This is a genomic window from Xanthomonas campestris pv. asclepiadis (genome assembly GCF_020784175.1).
In the GTDB taxonomy this organism is placed as follows: domain Bacteria; phylum Pseudomonadota; class Gammaproteobacteria; order Xanthomonadales; family Xanthomonadaceae; genus Xanthomonas; species Xanthomonas campestris_D.
Genome location: NZ_JAJGQM010000056.1, coordinates 1 through 16,005 on the forward strand (window position 1 = coordinate 1; position 16,005 = coordinate 16,005).

The following is a 16,005-nucleotide window of genomic DNA, read 5'->3' on the forward strand; positions in this document are numbered from 1 at the left end:
GTGGCGGCATGGATGCCGCCACCGAGCCCCCAGGGATGGGTTCACGGCGTGTCCCGCAAGCGGTGAGGGCACCGCGCCCTCGACGCTGCGCGTTTTTGCTGCAGGGCCCGCCTACGGACCATCGCGGGACACGCCGCAAGTAAGTCCATGTAGGCGCACGCGGCATCCATGCCGCGCAAGGTCCCGCGAAGGCGGGCAAGGACCAGTCACGATGGTCTGCGTGCGTGGTTGCAGGCAGGGCATGACTTACAATGTCCGGATGAACGACAGCGCCCATATCGACTACGCCCGCTACGACCATATCCGCCCGTTGCTGTGGACTGGCGATGCCCTGGAACTGCTCGATCAACGCAAGCTGCCCTTCGTGGTCGAGCATGTGCGGTGCGATACCAGCGATGCGGTGGCCGAGGCGATCCATTCGCTGGCGGTACGCGGCGCGCCGGCGATCGGCATTGCGGCCGGGTGGGGCGTGGTGCTGGCGGCGCGCGACATCGTTGCCGACGACGGCAGTGCGGCCTTGCAGAAGCTCGAACCGGCGCTGTTGCGGCTCAATGCCGCGCGTCCGACCGCGGTCAACCTGGCCTGGGCGCTGATGCGCATGCGTCGCGTGCTCGGCGCTGCCGGTGCCGACTGGCGCGAGGTGATCGCGCGCGAGGCGCAGGCCATCGTCGATGAAGACCTGGCGGCCAACCGGCAGATGGGCGCACTCGGTGCGGCGTTGATTGATGCCGGCAGCGGCGTGCTGACCCATTGCAATACCGGTTCGCTGGCCACCGCCGGCTTCGGTACCGCGCTGGGCGTGATCCGTGCTGGGGTGGCGCAGCAGCGCATCGCCAAGGTGTTTGCCGGCGAGACCCGGCCGTGGTTGCAGGGCGCGCGCCTGACCGTGTGGGAGCTGCAGCAGGATGGCATCGACGCGACCCTGATCGCCGATTCTGCCGCCTCGCATCTGATGAAGTCCGGGCTGGTGCAATGGGTCATCGTCGGCGCCGACCGCATCTGCGCCAACGGCGATACCGCCAACAAGATCGGCACCTATCAGCTGGCGATCGCCGCGCGGCACCATGGCGTCAAGTTCATGGTGGTGGCGCCGTCGTCCACGGTGGACATGGATACCGCCAGCGGCGAGCAGATCGAGATCGAGCAGCGCGATCCGGGCGAGTTGTTCGGGGTCGGCGGTGTGCGCACGGTGGCCGACGGCATCCATGCCTGGAATCCGGTGTTCGACGTCACCCCCGGCAGCCTGATCGATGCGATCGTCACTGAGCGCGGAGTAATCGCGCAGCCGGACCTGGCGCGCATGCGGGCGGCGTTCGGCGGCTGAGGCCAGTGCGGCGCACTATCGCCGCATCGCCCCGTCAAAATCCTGCAAGTGCTTGTTTCTGGCCGGTAAACCGGCGGCATCGTGGTGCCCCTTCGTGATACAATCCGGGGCTTGAATCGATCGGCGGGAGCGTGGGGTCGGCAGCCTGTGACCAAGGCGCCCCCGACGCGGCTTTCCGGCTCGCCCGCCACCTCACTTACGGAACCCGAATGGCAGAAACCGCCAAGGAAATCATCCAGGTCAATCTGGAAGACGAGATGCGCAAGAGCTATCTCGATTACGCGATGAGCGTGATCGTGGGCCGCGCACTCCCCGATGCCCGTGATGGCCTCAAACCCGTGCACCGCCGCGTCCTGTACGCCATGCACGAGTTGGGCGCACACAGCAACAAGGCCTACTTCAAGTCGGCGCGTATCGTCGGCGACGTCATCGGTAAGTACCACCCGCACGGCGACCAGTCGGTGTACGACACGCTGGTGCGCATGGCGCAGCCGTTCTCGCTGCGCTACATGATGGTGGACGGCCAGGGTAACTTCGGTTCGGTCGATGGCGACTCCGCCGCGGCGATGCGTTACACCGAGTCGCGCATGTCGCGGCTGGCGCATGAGCTGATGGCCGACATCGACAAGGAAACTGTCGATTTCCAGCCCAATTACGACGAAAAGGAACTGGAACCGACGGTCATGCCGACCCGGTTCCCGAGCCTGCTGGTCAATGGCTCGGCCGGTATCGCGGTGGGCATGGCCACCAATATCCCGCCGCACAACCTGACCGAGGCGATCAACGCCTGCATCGCCTTGATCGACACGCCGGAGCTGGATGTCGAAGGTCTGATGGAGTACATCCCCGGCCCGGATTTCCCCACCGCCGGCATCATCAACGGCACCGCCGGCATCGCTGCCGGTTACCGCACCGGCCGTGGCCGCGTGCGCATGCGCGCCAAGGCCGACGTGGAAGTGGCCGACAACGGCCGTGAAGCGATCATCGTCACTGAGATCCCCTATCAGGTGAACAAGGCACGGCTGATCGAAAAGATCGCCGAGCTGGTCAAGGAAAAGAAGCTCGAAGGTATCAGCGAGCTGCGCGACGAGTCCGACAAGGACGGCATGCGCATCTACATCGAGGTCAAGCGCGGCGAGTCGGCCGAGGTTGTGCTCAACAACCTGTATCAGCAGACCCAGATGGAGTCGGTGTTTGGCATCAACATGGTGGCGCTGATCGACGGCCGCCCGCAGTTGATGAACCTCAAGCAGATGCTGCAGGCGTTCATCCGCCACCGCCGCGAAGTGGTGACCCGCCGCACCATCTTTGAGCTGCGTAAGGCGCGCGCGCGCGCGCATGTGCTGGAAGGTCTAACCGTCGCGTTGGCCAACATCGACGAGATGATCGAGCTGATCAAGACCTCGGCCAATCCGCAGGAAGCGCGCGAGCGCATGCTGGCCAAGACCTGGGAACCGGGTCTGGTCGGTGCGTTGCTAGGCGCCGCTGGTGCCGAAGCCTCCAAGCCGGAAGACCTGGCGCCGGGCGTGGGCCTGGCCAACGGCTTCTACCAGCTCAGTGAAGTGCAGGCCTCGCAGATCCTGGAAATGCGCCTGCATCGCCTGACCGGGTTGGAGCAGGAAAAGCTGACCGACGAGTACAAGCAGTTGCTCGAGGTGATCCAGGGCCTGATCCGCATCCTGGAAAATCCCGACGTGCTGCTGCAGGTGATCCGCGACGAGCTGATCAATATCCGCGAAGAGTACGGCGACGAACGCCGCACCGAGATCCGTCACAGCGAAGAAGACCTGGACATCCTGGATCTGATTTCGCCCGAAGACGTGGTGGTGACGCTCTCGCATGCCGGCTATGCCAAGCGCCAGCCGGTGAGCGCGTATCGTGCGCAGCGCCGTGGCGGCCGTGGCCGGTCTGCGGCGGCGACCAAGGAAGAGGATTTCATCGATCAGCTGTGGCTGGTCAACACGCACGACACGCTGCTGACCTTCACCAGCAGCGGCAAGGTGTTCTGGCTGCCGGTGTACCAGCTGCCGGAAGCCGGCTCCAATGCGCGTGGCCGTCCGATCATCAACTGGATTCCGCTGGAACCCGGCGAGCGGGTGCAGGCAGTGCTGCCGGTGCGCGAATACGCCGACAACCGCTATGTGTTCTTTGCCACGCGCAACGGCACGGTCAAGAAGACCCCGCTGAGCGAATTCGCGTTCCGTCTGGCACGCGGCAAGATCGCCATCAACCTCGACGAAGGCGATGCACTTGTCGGTGTGGCCTTGACCGATGGCGATCGCGACGTGTTGCTGTTCGCCTCCAACGGCAAGACCGTGCGCTTCGGCGAATCCACGGTGCGTTCGATGGGCCGTACCGCCACCGGCGTGCGCGGTATCCGTCTGACCAAGGGCGAAGAGGTGGTCAGCCTGATCGTGGCCGAGCGTGCCGGCGGCATCGAAGGCGATGTCGAGGACGAGGGTGTCGAGGACGTGGTGGAGAGCACGGACAGCGTCGAGGCGGAGGTGATCGACGTCGCCGAGAGCGACGACATGGCCTACATCCTCACCGCCACCGAGAATGGCTACGGCAAGCGCACCCCGCTGACTGAGTATCCGCGCAAGGGCCGCGGCACGCAGGGCGTGATCGGCATCCAGACCACCGAGCGCAACGGCAAGCTGGTGCGTGCGGTGTTGCTGGGCGCCACCGACGAAGTGCTGCTGATTTCCGATGGCGGTACGCTGGTGCGCACCCGCGGTTCGGAGATCTCGCGCGTAGGTCGCAATACCCAGGGCGTAACCTTGATCCGCTTGTCCAAGGGCGAAAAGCTGCAGGCGGTCGAACGCCTGGATGCCTCGCTGGATGAAGCGGAGGATGTGCTGGACGATGCAGCGGTTGCTGCGGCAGCAAGCACAGGCGACCTGCCACCGACCGAAGCGTGATCGCAGCAGGCGAGCAACGCAGTTGAAGAAAAACGCCGGCGCCAGCCGGCGTTTTTTATTGCACGCGCTGACATCTGCAACGCAGTGTTTTTCGACGGCGGTCGCAAAGAACGCGGTGTTTTCACCGTGACGGGTCGAAGGTTGTTGGCGGTGCGGCGGCGTTGCGTCGCCGCAGATCGAAGAGGAACAACTGATGACGACATTGCATCGTCCTTCCCGTCGCGGCCATTGGGCGCTGGCGACGTTGGGAGGCGTGATTGGAGTGCTGGGCGCTGTGCTGCTGGCAGGCGGCGTGTGGCTGGCCGCGCTAGGCGGCTCCTGGTATTACGCGCCTGCGGGCGCGTGGTGGTTTGCCGCAGTGGTGGCGGCGTCGCTGCTGTGGACATGGTGGGAATCGGGCAGCGACTACTGGCGCTGGGTGCCGCGGCTGGGCTTGATCGTCGGCCTGGCGTTCGTGCTGGCGCTGTTGCTGCCGAAGTTGGAGCGCCCGGTGTCGCGCGCGGTGTCGCGCAGCGTGGCCGGCGTTCTGGCAGCGGTGTTCGTGATGGCCTTCGCGCTCGCCTTCGTGCCGTTTGGGGTGACCGAGGCCGATGGCGCGCTGGCACACGCCGCCGGCATGGCCGCGGGTCTGGTCAAGCGCAGCGCGTCTGCAGCGCCGGCCGCCGCCGACGGACAGCCGGCCAATGCGCCTGCCGACGACGACTGGGCCGCCTATGGACGCAGCCAGGCCGGGCAGCGCTATTCGCCGCTGCAGCAGATCAACCGCGACAATGTTGCGCAATTGAAGCAGGCCTGGGTCTTCCACACCGGCGACCTGCCGAGCAAGCGCTGGGGGGCGGAAACCACGCCGCTGAAGGTGGGCGACAGCCTGTACCTGTGCACTGCGCGCAACCAGGTGATCGCGCTGGATGCCTCCAGCGGCAAGGAGCGTTGGCGCTACGATCCCAAGGTCAAGGACGAGGCGATTCCGTATACCGCCGCCTGCCGTGGTGTGTCGTACTACCAGGTGCCGGCGGCAGCCAACGCCGCCGCAGCAGTCGTGGCGGCGGATGCGTCGGTGCTGTGCCGCACGCGCATCATCGAAGGCACGCTGGATGGCCGCCTGATCGCGCTGGACGCACGTAGCGGCAAGCCGTGTACGGACTTCGGCAACAACGGCCAGGTCGATATCACTGTCGGCATGGGGCAGACGCCCCCGGGCTATGTGTCGATCAATTCGCCGCCCGCCATCGTGCGCGGGGTGGTGGTCACCGGCCATCAGGTGCTGGATGGGCAGAAACGTTACGAGCCGTCCGGTGTGATCGAAGGCTTCGATGCGGTGACCGGCCAATTGCGCTGGGCCTGGGACATGACCCATCCGGACTGGAACGGCGCACCGCCGCCGGGCCAGACCTGGACGCGTGGCACGCCGAACATGTGGACCACCGCCGCGGCCGACGAACAGCTGGGCTATGTGTATCTGCCGATGGGCAACTCCACCGCCGATTATTGGAGCAGCTCGCGCACGCCGCAGGAAAATCGCTATGCGACCTCGCTGGTGGCGCTGGATGTCACCACCGGCAAGCCGGTGTGGAATTTCCAGACCACGCATATCGACGCCTGGGATTACGATCTGGGTTCGCAGCCGAGCCTGATCGACTTCCCCAAGGACGGCGTCAACGTGCCGGCGGTGTTGTTGCCGAGCAAGCAGGGCGAGTTGTACGTGCTGGATCGGCGCACCGGCAAGCCGCTGGTGGGTGTGCAGGAACGTGCAGTACCGGGTGGCGGTGTGGAGCCGCAGATGCGGGCGAAGACGCAGCCATTCTCGCTGTATCACACGCTGCGCAAGCCGGATCTGACCGAGCGCGACATGTGGGGGATGACGCCGATCGATCAGCTGGTGTGCCGCATCCAGTTCCGCAAGGCCAGCTACAAGGGCATCTACACGCCACCGGAAGCCGACCGCCATTCGATCGAATATCCCGGCTACAACGGCGGTTCGGATTGGGGCAGCGTGTCGGTGGATCCGCAGCGCGGCGTGATCGTGGCCAACTACAACGACATGCCCAACTACAACCTGCTGGTGCCGCGTGCCAAGGCCGACAAGCTGGGATGGGCGCCGCGCGATGAGGTGCGTGGCGATGCGGGTGGCGCAGAAGGTGCGGGCGATCCGCAGGCCGGTACGCCGTACGCGATCAACGTCAACGCCGGCTAGCGTTTGCCGTTCACCAAGCTGCTGTGCAAGCAGCCGCCGTATGGCGGCATCCGTGCGATCGATCTGGCCAGTGGCAAGACGCTATGGGACCGCCCGTTCGGCAGCGCACGCGGCAATGGTCCGTTCGGTATCCGCTCGGGTCTGCCGATCGAGATCGGCACGCCGAACAACGGCGGCTCGGTGGTGACGGCCAGTGGCTTGATCTTCATTGCCGCAGCCACCGACGACCTGATCCGCGCCATCGATCTGGCCACCGGCAAGGAGCTGTGGCATGCCAAGTTGCCGGCCGGCGGTCAGGCCAATCCGATGGTGTATGCCTACGGCGGCCGCGAGTATCTGGTGATCATGGCCGGCGGCCACCACTTCATGGAGACGCCTGCAGGCGATGCCGTGGTGGCCTACGCGCTGCCGCAAAAGGCACCGTGATGCACGCAGCGAGCGAATGCGCCAGCTGAGGCTGGTAGCCAGTCCCGAAGTCCGAAACAAAAAAGCGCACCGCAAGCGGTGCGCTTTTTTCATGGGCAATCGCATCGTGGCCAAACAACATGCATCCACCTGTTGACCCAACAAAACCCCACAGCCACGCTCTTGCGATTCCCGATTCCCGATTCCCGATTCCCGATTCCCGATTCCCGATTCCCGAATCACCCAACGTTAGCCACAACCGCATCCTCCATCACCGCATCGCGCACATCCTGCGCCAGCGTCGCCTTGACGATGATCGAGCGGATGGCATCGGTGGCATCCGACAGCGGCACATCGCTGCCCAGGCGCTGGAAGGTATCGCGGCTGTTATAGCCGGACCCATCCTTCAGGTAATGGTCGTACATCGACAGCAGGTCCTGGCAGGCGGTGATCAGCGCTGCAACGTTGCCGCGTAACAGGGCATAGCCGATCTGGTCGAAGCTGTGCAGGCAATCGGCCAGCCAATGCAGGTCGTAGCGGGCCGTGGCAGGTTCCGGCGCCGTGTGGCCGCGGCTGTAGGCGCTGTAGCGGCGCAGGCTGCGTGCCACCCGTGCGACGTGCGCGAACAATGTGCCGATCTCGTTGGCGATATCCAGCCGCTGCACCATCACCATCGGAATCACCTGGCTGTCAGCGGCGGGCGCCTGTTCGGCCGCAGTCTGTTCCTGCTGCTCCAGCGATTGCTTGAGCACGGTATAGCTGCGCTGCAGCGATTCCAGTTCCAACATGCTGGCGGCCGCGCGCGCCTTTGCCTGCGAGAGCGCGGCCTGGTAGCGGGCAAGACTGTCCTGCGTGCTGGCGAGCTGTCCGGATTCGGTGCGCAGCTGCCGCCCACGCACGAACGCCAGCACGGTGGCAATCAGCGCCCAGAGCGCGAATGCAGGCACCAGGTAGATCAAGATGCCCATGGAGATTCCTCGAAACGTTGCATACCTTGTCGGCCTGCATGCCGAGGACTTGAGGGCAATCGTCGGGAATGTGATGGGCGACGATGTCCTCGCTTGCAACCCGAAGCCGGAAGGTTCCGCGCCCCTGACGAAAGGCACGTGGCGAGCGACACCCTGGCATGCTCGAATCAGCGCACTCGCCAGCCCGGAGCCTTGTATGCGCAGATGGATCGCTCGCTGGCCGCCAACGCTGCGGAGTATCCGCTCAGTCGGACTGATCTGGGCGTTTATGTGTGCCACTGCGCATGCCGCGCCACCCATGCCGCCATCGACAGCGGTGCAGGTGGGTTACAGCGAAGCCACGGATATGTTCAACCTGCTGGATAACCTGTCGGACTGGTTGCCGGGCTTTACGGTGCCCGTGTATCGCAATTACTTCGAAACCCATGGGGGGCTGGATCAGGCCGACCGTGCAGCACTGGTCGCCTATGCTGATTTCCGCCGCCGCACCTCGGGGCTGGTAAAGGGCGACGATCCGGAGGTGCTAGACCGCGTGTTTGCGCCAGATGCCACCCGTGATGTGGATCCTTTCTCCCGGCATTTCCTCGGGAATGCAGAATTCGAGGCCGCAGCGAGCGCCGCCATTGCCGAGCAGTCGGCAGACGACCAGGCGATGTTGCGCGCGTATTTTGCCCGCTTCGTTCCGCGCGCCAGGCGCCTGGTCGCCGTTGCATCGCGTTTCGCGCAACAGGCGCGCGAGCTGGGCGAGGAACTGGCCAACCCCGCCGTCTCGCGGTTGGCAGCGCAGATGCGGGCGTTCTTTGCGGTGCCGGAGCCTGCGCTGTTCCAGGCAAGATTCGTCTGGTGGCCGGAGCCGGACACCACCCAGGCCAAGGTGCGCGGACGCACCATGCTGCTGTATTCGCAGCATGATGCGCGTGCCGGCACGGCCTCGATGGACTGGGCGCCGATCGTGTTGCATGAATTGAGTCACTACCTGTCTGCGGGGCAACCCTCGGCGCGCAAACGCCTGCTTGCTGCCAACTTCGTGCGGCTGTGTCCGGGTGCGGCCACCTTGCGTAACCCGCTCAACGCGCTGGAAGAGCCGTTGGCGATCTACTGGGGACAGTATCGCTTCGAGCAAGCGGTGCGCGGGCGTACGCTGCCGCCGTCGTCGCAGTGGTACATCCAGGCGGACGCCGATCGCGCGGCGAAGGCGATTGCAGCGGCCTATCCGGCAAGCGGGGCGGCGCCGGTGCTCGATGACAGCGCATTGCAGGCCGCTGCTGCATCGGCCTGCCAGTAGACAGTGATGGAAATGAAAGCCGCTGACAGAATGTAGCGGCTAGTCGGCGCGTGCTGCGGACGGCGCGCCTAGAACCGGTGATGTAGGCGTGGTGAGTGCCGACAGCGTGCGGCGTACACGCTGCCGGCGAAACAGCGGCCGAGGATCCTCAGCCGAGAATCCCCGGCAGATCCAGGCCTTTTTCCTTCGCACAGTCGGTGGCGATGGCGTAGCCGGCATCGGCGTGGCGCATCACGCCGGTGGCCGGGTCGTTCCAGAGCACGCGCTCCAGACGCTTGTCTGCTGCCTCGCTGCCGTCGCAGACGATGACCATGCCGGCATGTTGCGAGAAGCCCATGCCGACGCCGCCGCCGTGGTGCAGCGACACCCAGGTGGCACCGGAGGCGGTATTGAGCAGCGCGTTGAGCAACGGCCAGTCGGAGACCGCATCCGAGCCGTCGGCCATGGCTTCGGTTTCGCGGTTGGGCGAGGCCACGCTGCCCGAATCCAGGTGGTCGCGGCCGATCACCACCGGCGCCTTGAGCTCGCCGCTGCGCACCATCGCATTGAAGGCCAGACCGAGCCGGTGGCGGTCGCCCAAGCCGACCCAGCAGATCCGCGCAGGCAGGCCCTGGAAGGCGATCTTGTCGGCGGCCATGTCGAGCCAGCGGTGCAGATGCGCATCGTCGGGAATGAGTTCCTTGACCTTGGCATCGGTCCTGGCGATGTCGTCCGGATCGCCGCTGAGCGCGACCCAGCGGAACGGCCCGATCCCGCGACAGAACAGCGGCCGGATGTAGGCGGGCACGAAGCCGGGGAAGTCGAATGCGTTGTCTACGCCTGCTTCCAGCGCCATCTGGCGCAGGTTGTTGCCGTAGTCGACGGTGGGCACGCCCAGGGCATGGAAGGTGAGCATGGCGCGGACGTGGTTGGCCATCGCCTCGCGCGCGGCCGCTTCCACCTGCTTCGGTGCGGACACGCGCTTGGCGTCCCATTCCTCCACCGTCCAGCCCTGCGGCAGGTAGCCGTTGACCGGGTCGTGCGCGGAGGTCTGGTCGGTCAGCAGGTCCGGCTTGACTCCACGTAGCAGCAGTTCGTCCAGCACGTCTGCGACATTGCCGAGCAGGCCGACCGACAGCGGCTTCTTGGCCGTGCACGATTCCTCGACCAGGCGCAGCGCTTCGTCCAGGTCGTCGGTCCAGGTGTCCAGGTAGCCGGTGCGCAGGCGCATGTCGATGCTGGAACGGCGGCATTCCACCGCCAGGCACGAGGCGCCGGCCATCACCGCAGCCAGCGGCTGCGCGCCACCCATGCCGCCGAGGCCACCGGTGAACAACCAGCGCCCGGACAGATTGCCGCCGTAATGCTGGCGGCCCATCTCCACGAAGGTTTCGTAGGTGCCTTGCACGATGCCTTGCGCGCCGATGTAGATCCAGCTGCCGGCAGTCATCTGGCCGTACATCGCCAGACCCTTGCGATCGAGTTCGTTGAAATGCTCCCAGCTGGCCCAGCGCGGCACCAGGTTGGAGTTGGCGATCAGCACGCGTGGTGCATCGGTGTGTGTGCGGAACACGCCGACCGGCTTGCCGGACTGCACCAGCAGGGTCTGGTCGTCGTCCAGGCGGGTGAGCGCGGCGACGATCGCATCGAAGGATTCCCAGTCGCGCGCGGCGCGGCCGATACCGCCATAGACCACCAGTTCCTGCGGGCGCTCGGCCACGTCCGGGTCCAGATTGTTTATCAGCATGCGCAGCGGCGCTTCGGTGAGCCAGCTCTTGGCAGTGAGCGTGGTGCCGGTGGCGGCGCGGATGACGCGGGTTGCATCGTGACGGGTCATGCCGGGTTCCTTGCAATCAACGGTGCGCCGCAGGCGGCGTGGTGTCGGAGGAGTGAGCGGTGGCGTTGGCGTTGGCGAAGTGCAGGCAGGCCAGCAGCACATGACGCAGCACCGCGCGCAGCGCGACCGCATGTGCGGGGAGCCAGGGCGTCGGCCAGTTCTGCGGGGTGATCGCGTCCGGCTCGCGCATATAGCCGCGGCACGCCAGCTCCATCTGCAGCGTGTGCACGCCCTGCTCGGGCTGCGCATAGTGGCGGGTGATCCAGCCGCCCTTGAAGCGCCCGTTGCGCACGGTACTCGAACCGCTGCTGCGGCACAGCTGCTCCACCGCATCGGCCAGGGCGGGATCGCAACTGCGGTCGTCGTTGCTGCCGATGTTGAACTGCGGCAGCTCGCCATCGAACAGATGCGGAATCAGCGAGCGGATCGAATGCGCGTCGTAGACCACGATCCTGGCGTGCTGTGTGCGAAGGCGTGCGATCTCGGCAGCGAGCGCAGCGTGATAGGGGTCGAACCACTGCGTGCGGCGCCAGGCGATCTGCGCCGGGTCCGGTTCGGCGCCGTCGGCATACAGCGGCTGATTGTCGAAGGTGGTCAGCGGACACAGGCCGGTGGTGTTCTGGCCCGGGTACAGGGACGCTCCGCTGGGGTCGCGGTTGACGTCGATCACCGAGCGACAGATCGCGGTGCGCACGGTGGTGGCGCCCAGCGATTGCGCAAAGTCGTACAGCTGATGCACCCACCAGTCGGCATCGCGACGTGCCAGCCAGGGCGAGACGAACTGGTCCACCAGCGCGTCGGGCAGCTCGGTGCCGGTATGCGGAAAGCTGAGGAGCAACGGCGCATCGCCGCGGTGGATGTCGAGCCAGGGCAGGGCGCTCATGCGGCGTCTCGCATCATGCCTGCTGCTCCACGCCTGGCAAGGCAATGGCGACCGCCTGCGCAAGTGCGCCGGAACGCACCAACGCACTGGCCGCCAACATGTCGGGATGGAAATAGCGGTCGTCCTGCAAGGTGGGCACCTGCGCGCGCAGCAGGGCGCGTGCGGCTTCCAGCGCGGCGCTGGAGCGCAGCGGCGCATGGAAATCGCAGCCTTGCACGGCCGCCAGCAGTTCGATGCCGATCACGTGCGCGGCGTTCTCGGCCATCGCCAGCAAACGCCGTGCGCCGTGCGCGGCCATCGACACATGATCTTCCTGATTGGCCGAGGTCGGAATCGAATCGACACTGGCCGGATACGCGCGCTGTTTGTTCTCCGACACCAGCGCCGCAGCGGTGACCTGCGGAATCATGAAACCGGAATTCAGACCCGGGCGCGGGGTGAGAAACGCCGGCAGGCCCGACAACGCCGGGTCGACCAGCATCGCGGTGCGGCGTTCGCTGATGGAACCGATTTCGCACACCGCCATCGCCAGCATGTCGGCCGCGAAGGCCACCGGCTCGGCATGGAAGTTGCCGCCGGACAAGGCCTCGCCGGTCTCGCTGAACACCAACGGATTATCCGAGACACCATTGGCCTCGATCTCCAGCGTGCATGCGGCCTGGCGCATGATGTCCAGCGCCGCGCCCATCACCTGCGGCTGGCAGCGCAGGCAGTACGGATCCTGCACGCGCACATCGCCGAGCCGATGCGATTCGCGAATGCTCGAATCGGCCATCAGCGCGCGCAGTGCCGCAGCGGTGGCGATCTGCCCGGGCTGGCCGCGCAAGGCATGGATGCGCGCATCGAATGGCGTGTCCGAGCCCTTGGCCGCTTCCACCGACAGCGCGCCAGTGACCAGCGCGGCCTGCAGCACGGTCTCGATCTCGAACAGGCCGGCCAATGCGCATGCGGTGGAGAACTGGGTGCCGTTGAGCAGCGCCAGGCCTTCCTTGGCGCCCAGCACGCGCGGCTGCAACTGCGCCTGCGCAAGCGCGTCGGCGGCAGGCAGGCGTTGCCCGCCGATGAAGGCCTCACCGACGCCGATCATCACCGCGGCCAGATGCGACAGCGGTGCCAGATCGCCGGATGCGCCCACCGAACCCTGACAGGGCACCACCGGGGTGATGCCCCGGCGCAGCATCGCCTCCAGCAATGCCAGTGTGCCCGGCTGCACGCCCGAGGCGCCCTGGGCCAGGCTGGTGAGCTTGAGCGCCATCATCAGCCGCACCACCGGCACCGGCGTGGGCTCGCCGACGCCGGCGGCGTGCGAGAGCACGATATTGCGCTGCAGGGTCTGCAGGTCCTCGCGCTCGATGCGCACGCTGGCCAGCTTGCCGAAGCCGGTATTGACGCCATAGACCGGCTCGCCGCGCGCCACGATGGCCTCCACCGTCTGCGCGCTGCGCAGCACCGCGGCCGCGCAGGCGTCGTCCAGCACGACGTCGGCGCCGCGATACAGCGCACGCCACTGCGCCAGCGTGACCTGGCCGGGCTGCAGGACAACAGATGCACTCATGAGGACTCCGGGTTCAGCAGGAATGCCCGCGCCAGACGCGGGTATGAAGAGGGTTAAAGCCCATGCGGTAGACCAGATCGGCCGGCGCGTCGATGTCCCAGATCGCCAGGTCGCAATGCATGCCGGCGCGCAGCCGGCCGAGCCGCTCGCCGCGCCCGAGCGCGCGTGCGGCGTGCCGGGTGAAACCGGCAATGCACTCGTCCACGGTCATGCGGAACAGCGTGGCGGCCATGTTCATCGCCAGCAGCGGACTGGTCAGCGGCGAGGTGCCCGGATTGCAGTCGGTGGCCAGGGCCAGCGGCACGCCGGCGGCGCGCAACGCAGCGATCGGCGGCAGCTGGGTATCGCGGGTGAAATAGAACGCGCCCGGCAACAGCACTGCGACCGTGCCGGCGCCGGCCATCGCGGCAACGCCGGCGTCATCCAGGTATTCGATGTGATCGGCCGACAAGGCGCCATGGCGTGCGGCCAGTTGCGCGCCGTGCTGGTTGCTCAGTTGCTCGGCATGGATCTTGATGTGCAAGCCGTGCGCCTGCGCGGCGATGAAGACCTGTTCGGCCTGCGCGGGCGAGAACGCTAGATGCTCGCAGAACACATCCACCGCCTCGGCCAGGCCTTGCGCGGCAATCGCCGGAATCATCTGCGTGCAGACGGCGTCGATATAAGTCTGTGCATCGCCGCCCGGCGGCACCGCGTGCGCGCCGAGGAAGGTCGGCACCACTTCGACCTGGCGCAGCGCAGCGAGCTGGCGTGCCACGCGCAGCTGCTTGGTTTCGTCCTCCAGCGTCAGCCCATAGCCGGATTTGATTTCCAGCGTGGTCACGCCTTCGGCGAGCATGGCATCCAGGCGCGGCAGGCTGGACGCCAGCAGCGCTGCGTCGTCGGCTGCGCGGGTGGCGCGCACCGTGGCCACGATGCCGCCGCCGGCTGCGGCAATCTCGGCATAACTGGCGCCGCGCAGGCGTTGCTCGAATTCGTTGGCGCGATTGCCTGCGTACACCAGATGGGTATGGCAATCAATCAGGCCGGGGCTGATCCAGCGGCGCTGGCAATCGTGCGCAATGTCCGGCTTCAGCGCCGGTGCCTGCGCGGCCGGGCCGGCATACGCGATGCGGCCGTCCTGGCAGGCCAGAACGCCATCGTCCACGATGCCCAGGCCGCCATCGGCCGCGTCCAGGGTCATCAGCCGTGCGTTGTGCCAGAGGACGTCGCAGTACATGGCGCGGGCTCGTGCTGTCTGATATGTATATACAATAGAACTGGCGATCGAGGGTGTCCAGTGGCAAACCAACAGGTGCAGGCGTTGTGGGCGGCCCGGGCGCTTTTGCCCGATGGCTGGGCTGGCGATGTGCGGATCACGCTGGCGCAAGGGCGCATCGCCACGGTGCAGGCCGATAGCGCACGCGCTGCCACCGATACCCAGGTCGAGCTGCTGCTGCCCGGGCTGGGCAACCTGCACAGCCACGCGTTCCAGCGCGGCATGGCCGGCCTGACCGAGGTGGGCGGGCGCAGCGGTGACAGTTTCTGGAGCTGGCGCGAGTTGATGTACCGCTTCGTCGACCGGCTCGATCCGGACAGCCTGCAGGCGATCGCCGAACAGGCCTATGTGGAAATGCTCGAAAGCGGCTTCACCCGCGTCGGCGAATTCCACTACCTGCACCACAGCCCAGGCGGCGCGGCGTATGCGCAGGCCGGCGAAATGTCCGGGCGCATCGCCGCTGCGGCCGCCAACACCGGCATCGGGCTGACGCTGTTGCCGGTGTTCTATGCGCATGCGGATTTCGGTGGCCTCGCGCCCAGCGCAGCGCAGCGTCGTTTGATCCACGACATCGATGGGTTCGCGCGGTTGCTGGACGACTGCACGCGCAGCCTCAAGGCATTGCCGGATGCCGTGCTTGGACTGGCGCCGCACAGCCTGCGCGCGGTCACGCCGGAACAACTGGCTGCGTTGGTGCCGCTCACCGATGGCCCGATCCATATCCATATCGCCGAGCAGCAGCGCGAGGTCCAGGCCTGCCTGGCCTGGTCCGGCCAGCGCCCGCTGCAGTGGCTGCAGGCCAACGCGCCGGTGGATGCGCGCTGGTGCCTGGTGCATGCCACGCATGTGGACGCGAGCGAGCTGCAGGCCATCGTCGACAGCGGCGCGGTGGTCGGGCTGTGCCCGATCACCGAGGCGAATCTGGGCGACGGCCTGTTCCCGATGCAGGCATTTGCCGCCGCAGGCGGGCACTTTGGCGTGGGTTCGGATTCGAATGTGTTGATCGACGCAGCCGAGGAACTGCGCTTGCTCGAATACGGCCAGCGTCTGCGGCTGCAGGCGCGCAATGTGCTGGCGCAGTCGGGTACCTCCAGCGGACGTTGGTTGTTCGACCAGGCGGGCGAGGGCGCAGCGCAGGCCTTGGGCGTTGCCCACAGTGGCATCCGGGTCGGCGCATCGGCCGATCTGCTCGAACTGGACCCGACCCACCCGGCGCTGCTGGCGCGCAACGGCGATGCGCTGCTGGATAGCTGGCTGTTCGCCGCGCGCGGCGGTGCGGTGCGCACCGTCTGGCGCGCCGGGCGAGCGGTGGTGCGCGACGGGCGCCATGTGGATCGCGCGCGGATTGCCACGCGTTTTGCCGGCGTTTTGCGAGCGCTGCTGAGCAAATGAGCGG

The 16,005-nt window shown here is 66.6% G+C and carries 9 protein-coding genes and 1 pseudogene; 5 read left to right on the forward strand and 5 right to left on the reverse strand.

The features are described 5' to 3' along the window. Nucleotides 1-259: 259 nt before the first annotated feature. From mtnA to LL972_RS18770, 3 genes and pseudogenes are all read left to right on the forward strand, one after another. Nucleotides 260-1,324: an S-methyl-5-thioribose-1-phosphate isomerase gene (gene mtnA, locus LL972_RS18760; protein WP_228328875.1), complete on the forward strand. Its 1,065-nt coding sequence runs from the start codon at nucleotides 260-262 to the stop codon at nucleotides 1,322-1,324. A 209-nt stretch (nucleotides 1,325-1,533) separates the two neighbouring features. Next, a complete protein-coding gene (gene gyrA, locus LL972_RS18765) occupies nucleotides 1,534-4,245 on the forward strand; it encodes a DNA gyrase subunit A (RefSeq protein ID WP_228328876.1) in 2,712 nt (903 codons plus the stop codon). Between the two features lie 193 nt (nucleotides 4,246-4,438). After that, nucleotides 4,439-6,865, forward strand: a pseudogene (locus LL972_RS18770) (membrane-bound PQQ-dependent dehydrogenase, glucose/quinate/shikimate family). Nucleotides 6,866-7,083: 218 nt separating this feature from the next. Here the strand turns inward: LL972_RS18770 and LL972_RS18775 are convergent. Then, nucleotides 7,084-7,812, reverse strand: a complete 729-nt coding sequence (locus tag LL972_RS18775; RefSeq protein WP_228328877.1) for a hypothetical protein — start codon at nucleotides 7,810-7,812, stop codon at nucleotides 7,084-7,086. Between the two features lie 298 nt (nucleotides 7,813-8,110). On the opposite strand from LL972_RS18775, the gene LL972_RS18780 reads away from it, so the two are divergent. Next, a complete protein-coding gene (locus tag LL972_RS18780; RefSeq protein WP_228328878.1) occupies nucleotides 8,111-9,097 on the forward strand; it encodes a hypothetical protein in 987 nt (328 codons plus the stop codon). 148 nt (nucleotides 9,098-9,245) lie between these two features. Here the strand turns inward: LL972_RS18780 and hutU are convergent, their stop codons facing one another. Genes hutU through hutI form a run of 4 tightly spaced genes read right to left on the reverse strand, consistent with a single transcriptional unit; the run spans nucleotide 9,246 to nucleotide 14,570 of the window. Further along, nucleotides 9,246-10,913 (reverse strand): urocanate hydratase, encoded by a 1,668-nt coding sequence (gene hutU, locus LL972_RS18785; RefSeq protein ID WP_228328879.1) that lies wholly within the window; start codon nucleotides 10,911-10,913, stop codon nucleotides 9,246-9,248. A 16-nt stretch (nucleotides 10,914-10,929) separates the two neighbouring features. After that, nucleotides 10,930-11,796, reverse strand: a complete 867-nt coding sequence (gene hutG, locus LL972_RS18790; RefSeq protein ID WP_228328880.1) for an N-formylglutamate deformylase — start codon at nucleotides 11,794-11,796, stop codon at nucleotides 10,930-10,932. A 13-nt stretch (nucleotides 11,797-11,809) separates the two neighbouring features. Continuing rightward, nucleotides 11,810-13,351, reverse strand: coding sequence for a histidine ammonia-lyase (hutH, locus tag LL972_RS18795; RefSeq protein WP_228328881.1), 1,542 nt, complete (start codon nucleotides 13,349-13,351; stop codon nucleotides 11,810-11,812). A gap of 13 nt (nucleotides 13,352-13,364) precedes the next feature. Beyond that, the gene (hutI, locus tag LL972_RS18800) at nucleotides 13,365-14,570 is read right to left on the reverse strand and encodes an imidazolonepropionase (RefSeq protein ID WP_228328882.1); all 1,206 of its coding nucleotides are present in this window, start codon (nucleotides 14,568-14,570) and stop codon (nucleotides 13,365-13,367) included. Nucleotides 14,571-14,645: 75 nt separating this feature from the next. Between hutI and LL972_RS18805 the strand changes: the two genes are divergently transcribed. Further along, nucleotides 14,646-16,001, forward strand: a complete 1,356-nt coding sequence (locus LL972_RS18805) for a formimidoylglutamate deiminase (protein WP_429002198.1) — start codon at nucleotides 14,646-14,648, stop codon at nucleotides 15,999-16,001. Nucleotides 16,002-16,005 lie beyond the last annotated feature (4 nt).

Excerpts from the sequence above, each read along its gene's own strand:
- mtnA (WP_228328875.1), top strand. The coding sequence starts at position 260 with ATGAACGACAGCGCCCATATCGACTACGCCCGCTACGACCATATCCGC.
- gyrA (WP_228328876.1), top strand. The coding sequence starts at position 1,534 with ATGGCAGAAACCGCCAAGGAAATCATCCAGGTCAATCTGGAAGACGAG.
- LL972_RS18775 (WP_228328877.1), bottom strand. The coding sequence starts at position 7,812 with ATGGGCATCTTGATCTACCTGGTGCCTGCATTCGCGCTCTGGGCGCTG.
- LL972_RS18780 (WP_228328878.1), top strand. The coding sequence starts at position 8,111 with ATGCCGCCATCGACAGCGGTGCAGGTGGGTTACAGCGAAGCCACGGAT.
- hutU (WP_228328879.1), bottom strand. The coding sequence starts at position 10,913 with ATGACCCGTCACGATGCAACCCGCGTCATCCGCGCCGCCACCGGCACC.
- hutG (WP_228328880.1), bottom strand. The coding sequence starts at position 11,796 with ATGAGCGCCCTGCCCTGGCTCGACATCCACCGCGGCGATGCGCCGTTG.
- hutH (WP_228328881.1), bottom strand. The coding sequence starts at position 13,351 with ATGAGTGCATCTGTTGTCCTGCAGCCCGGCCAGGTCACGCTGGCGCAG.
- hutI (WP_228328882.1), bottom strand. The coding sequence starts at position 14,570 with ATGTACTGCGACGTCCTCTGGCACAACGCACGGCTGATGACCCTGGAC.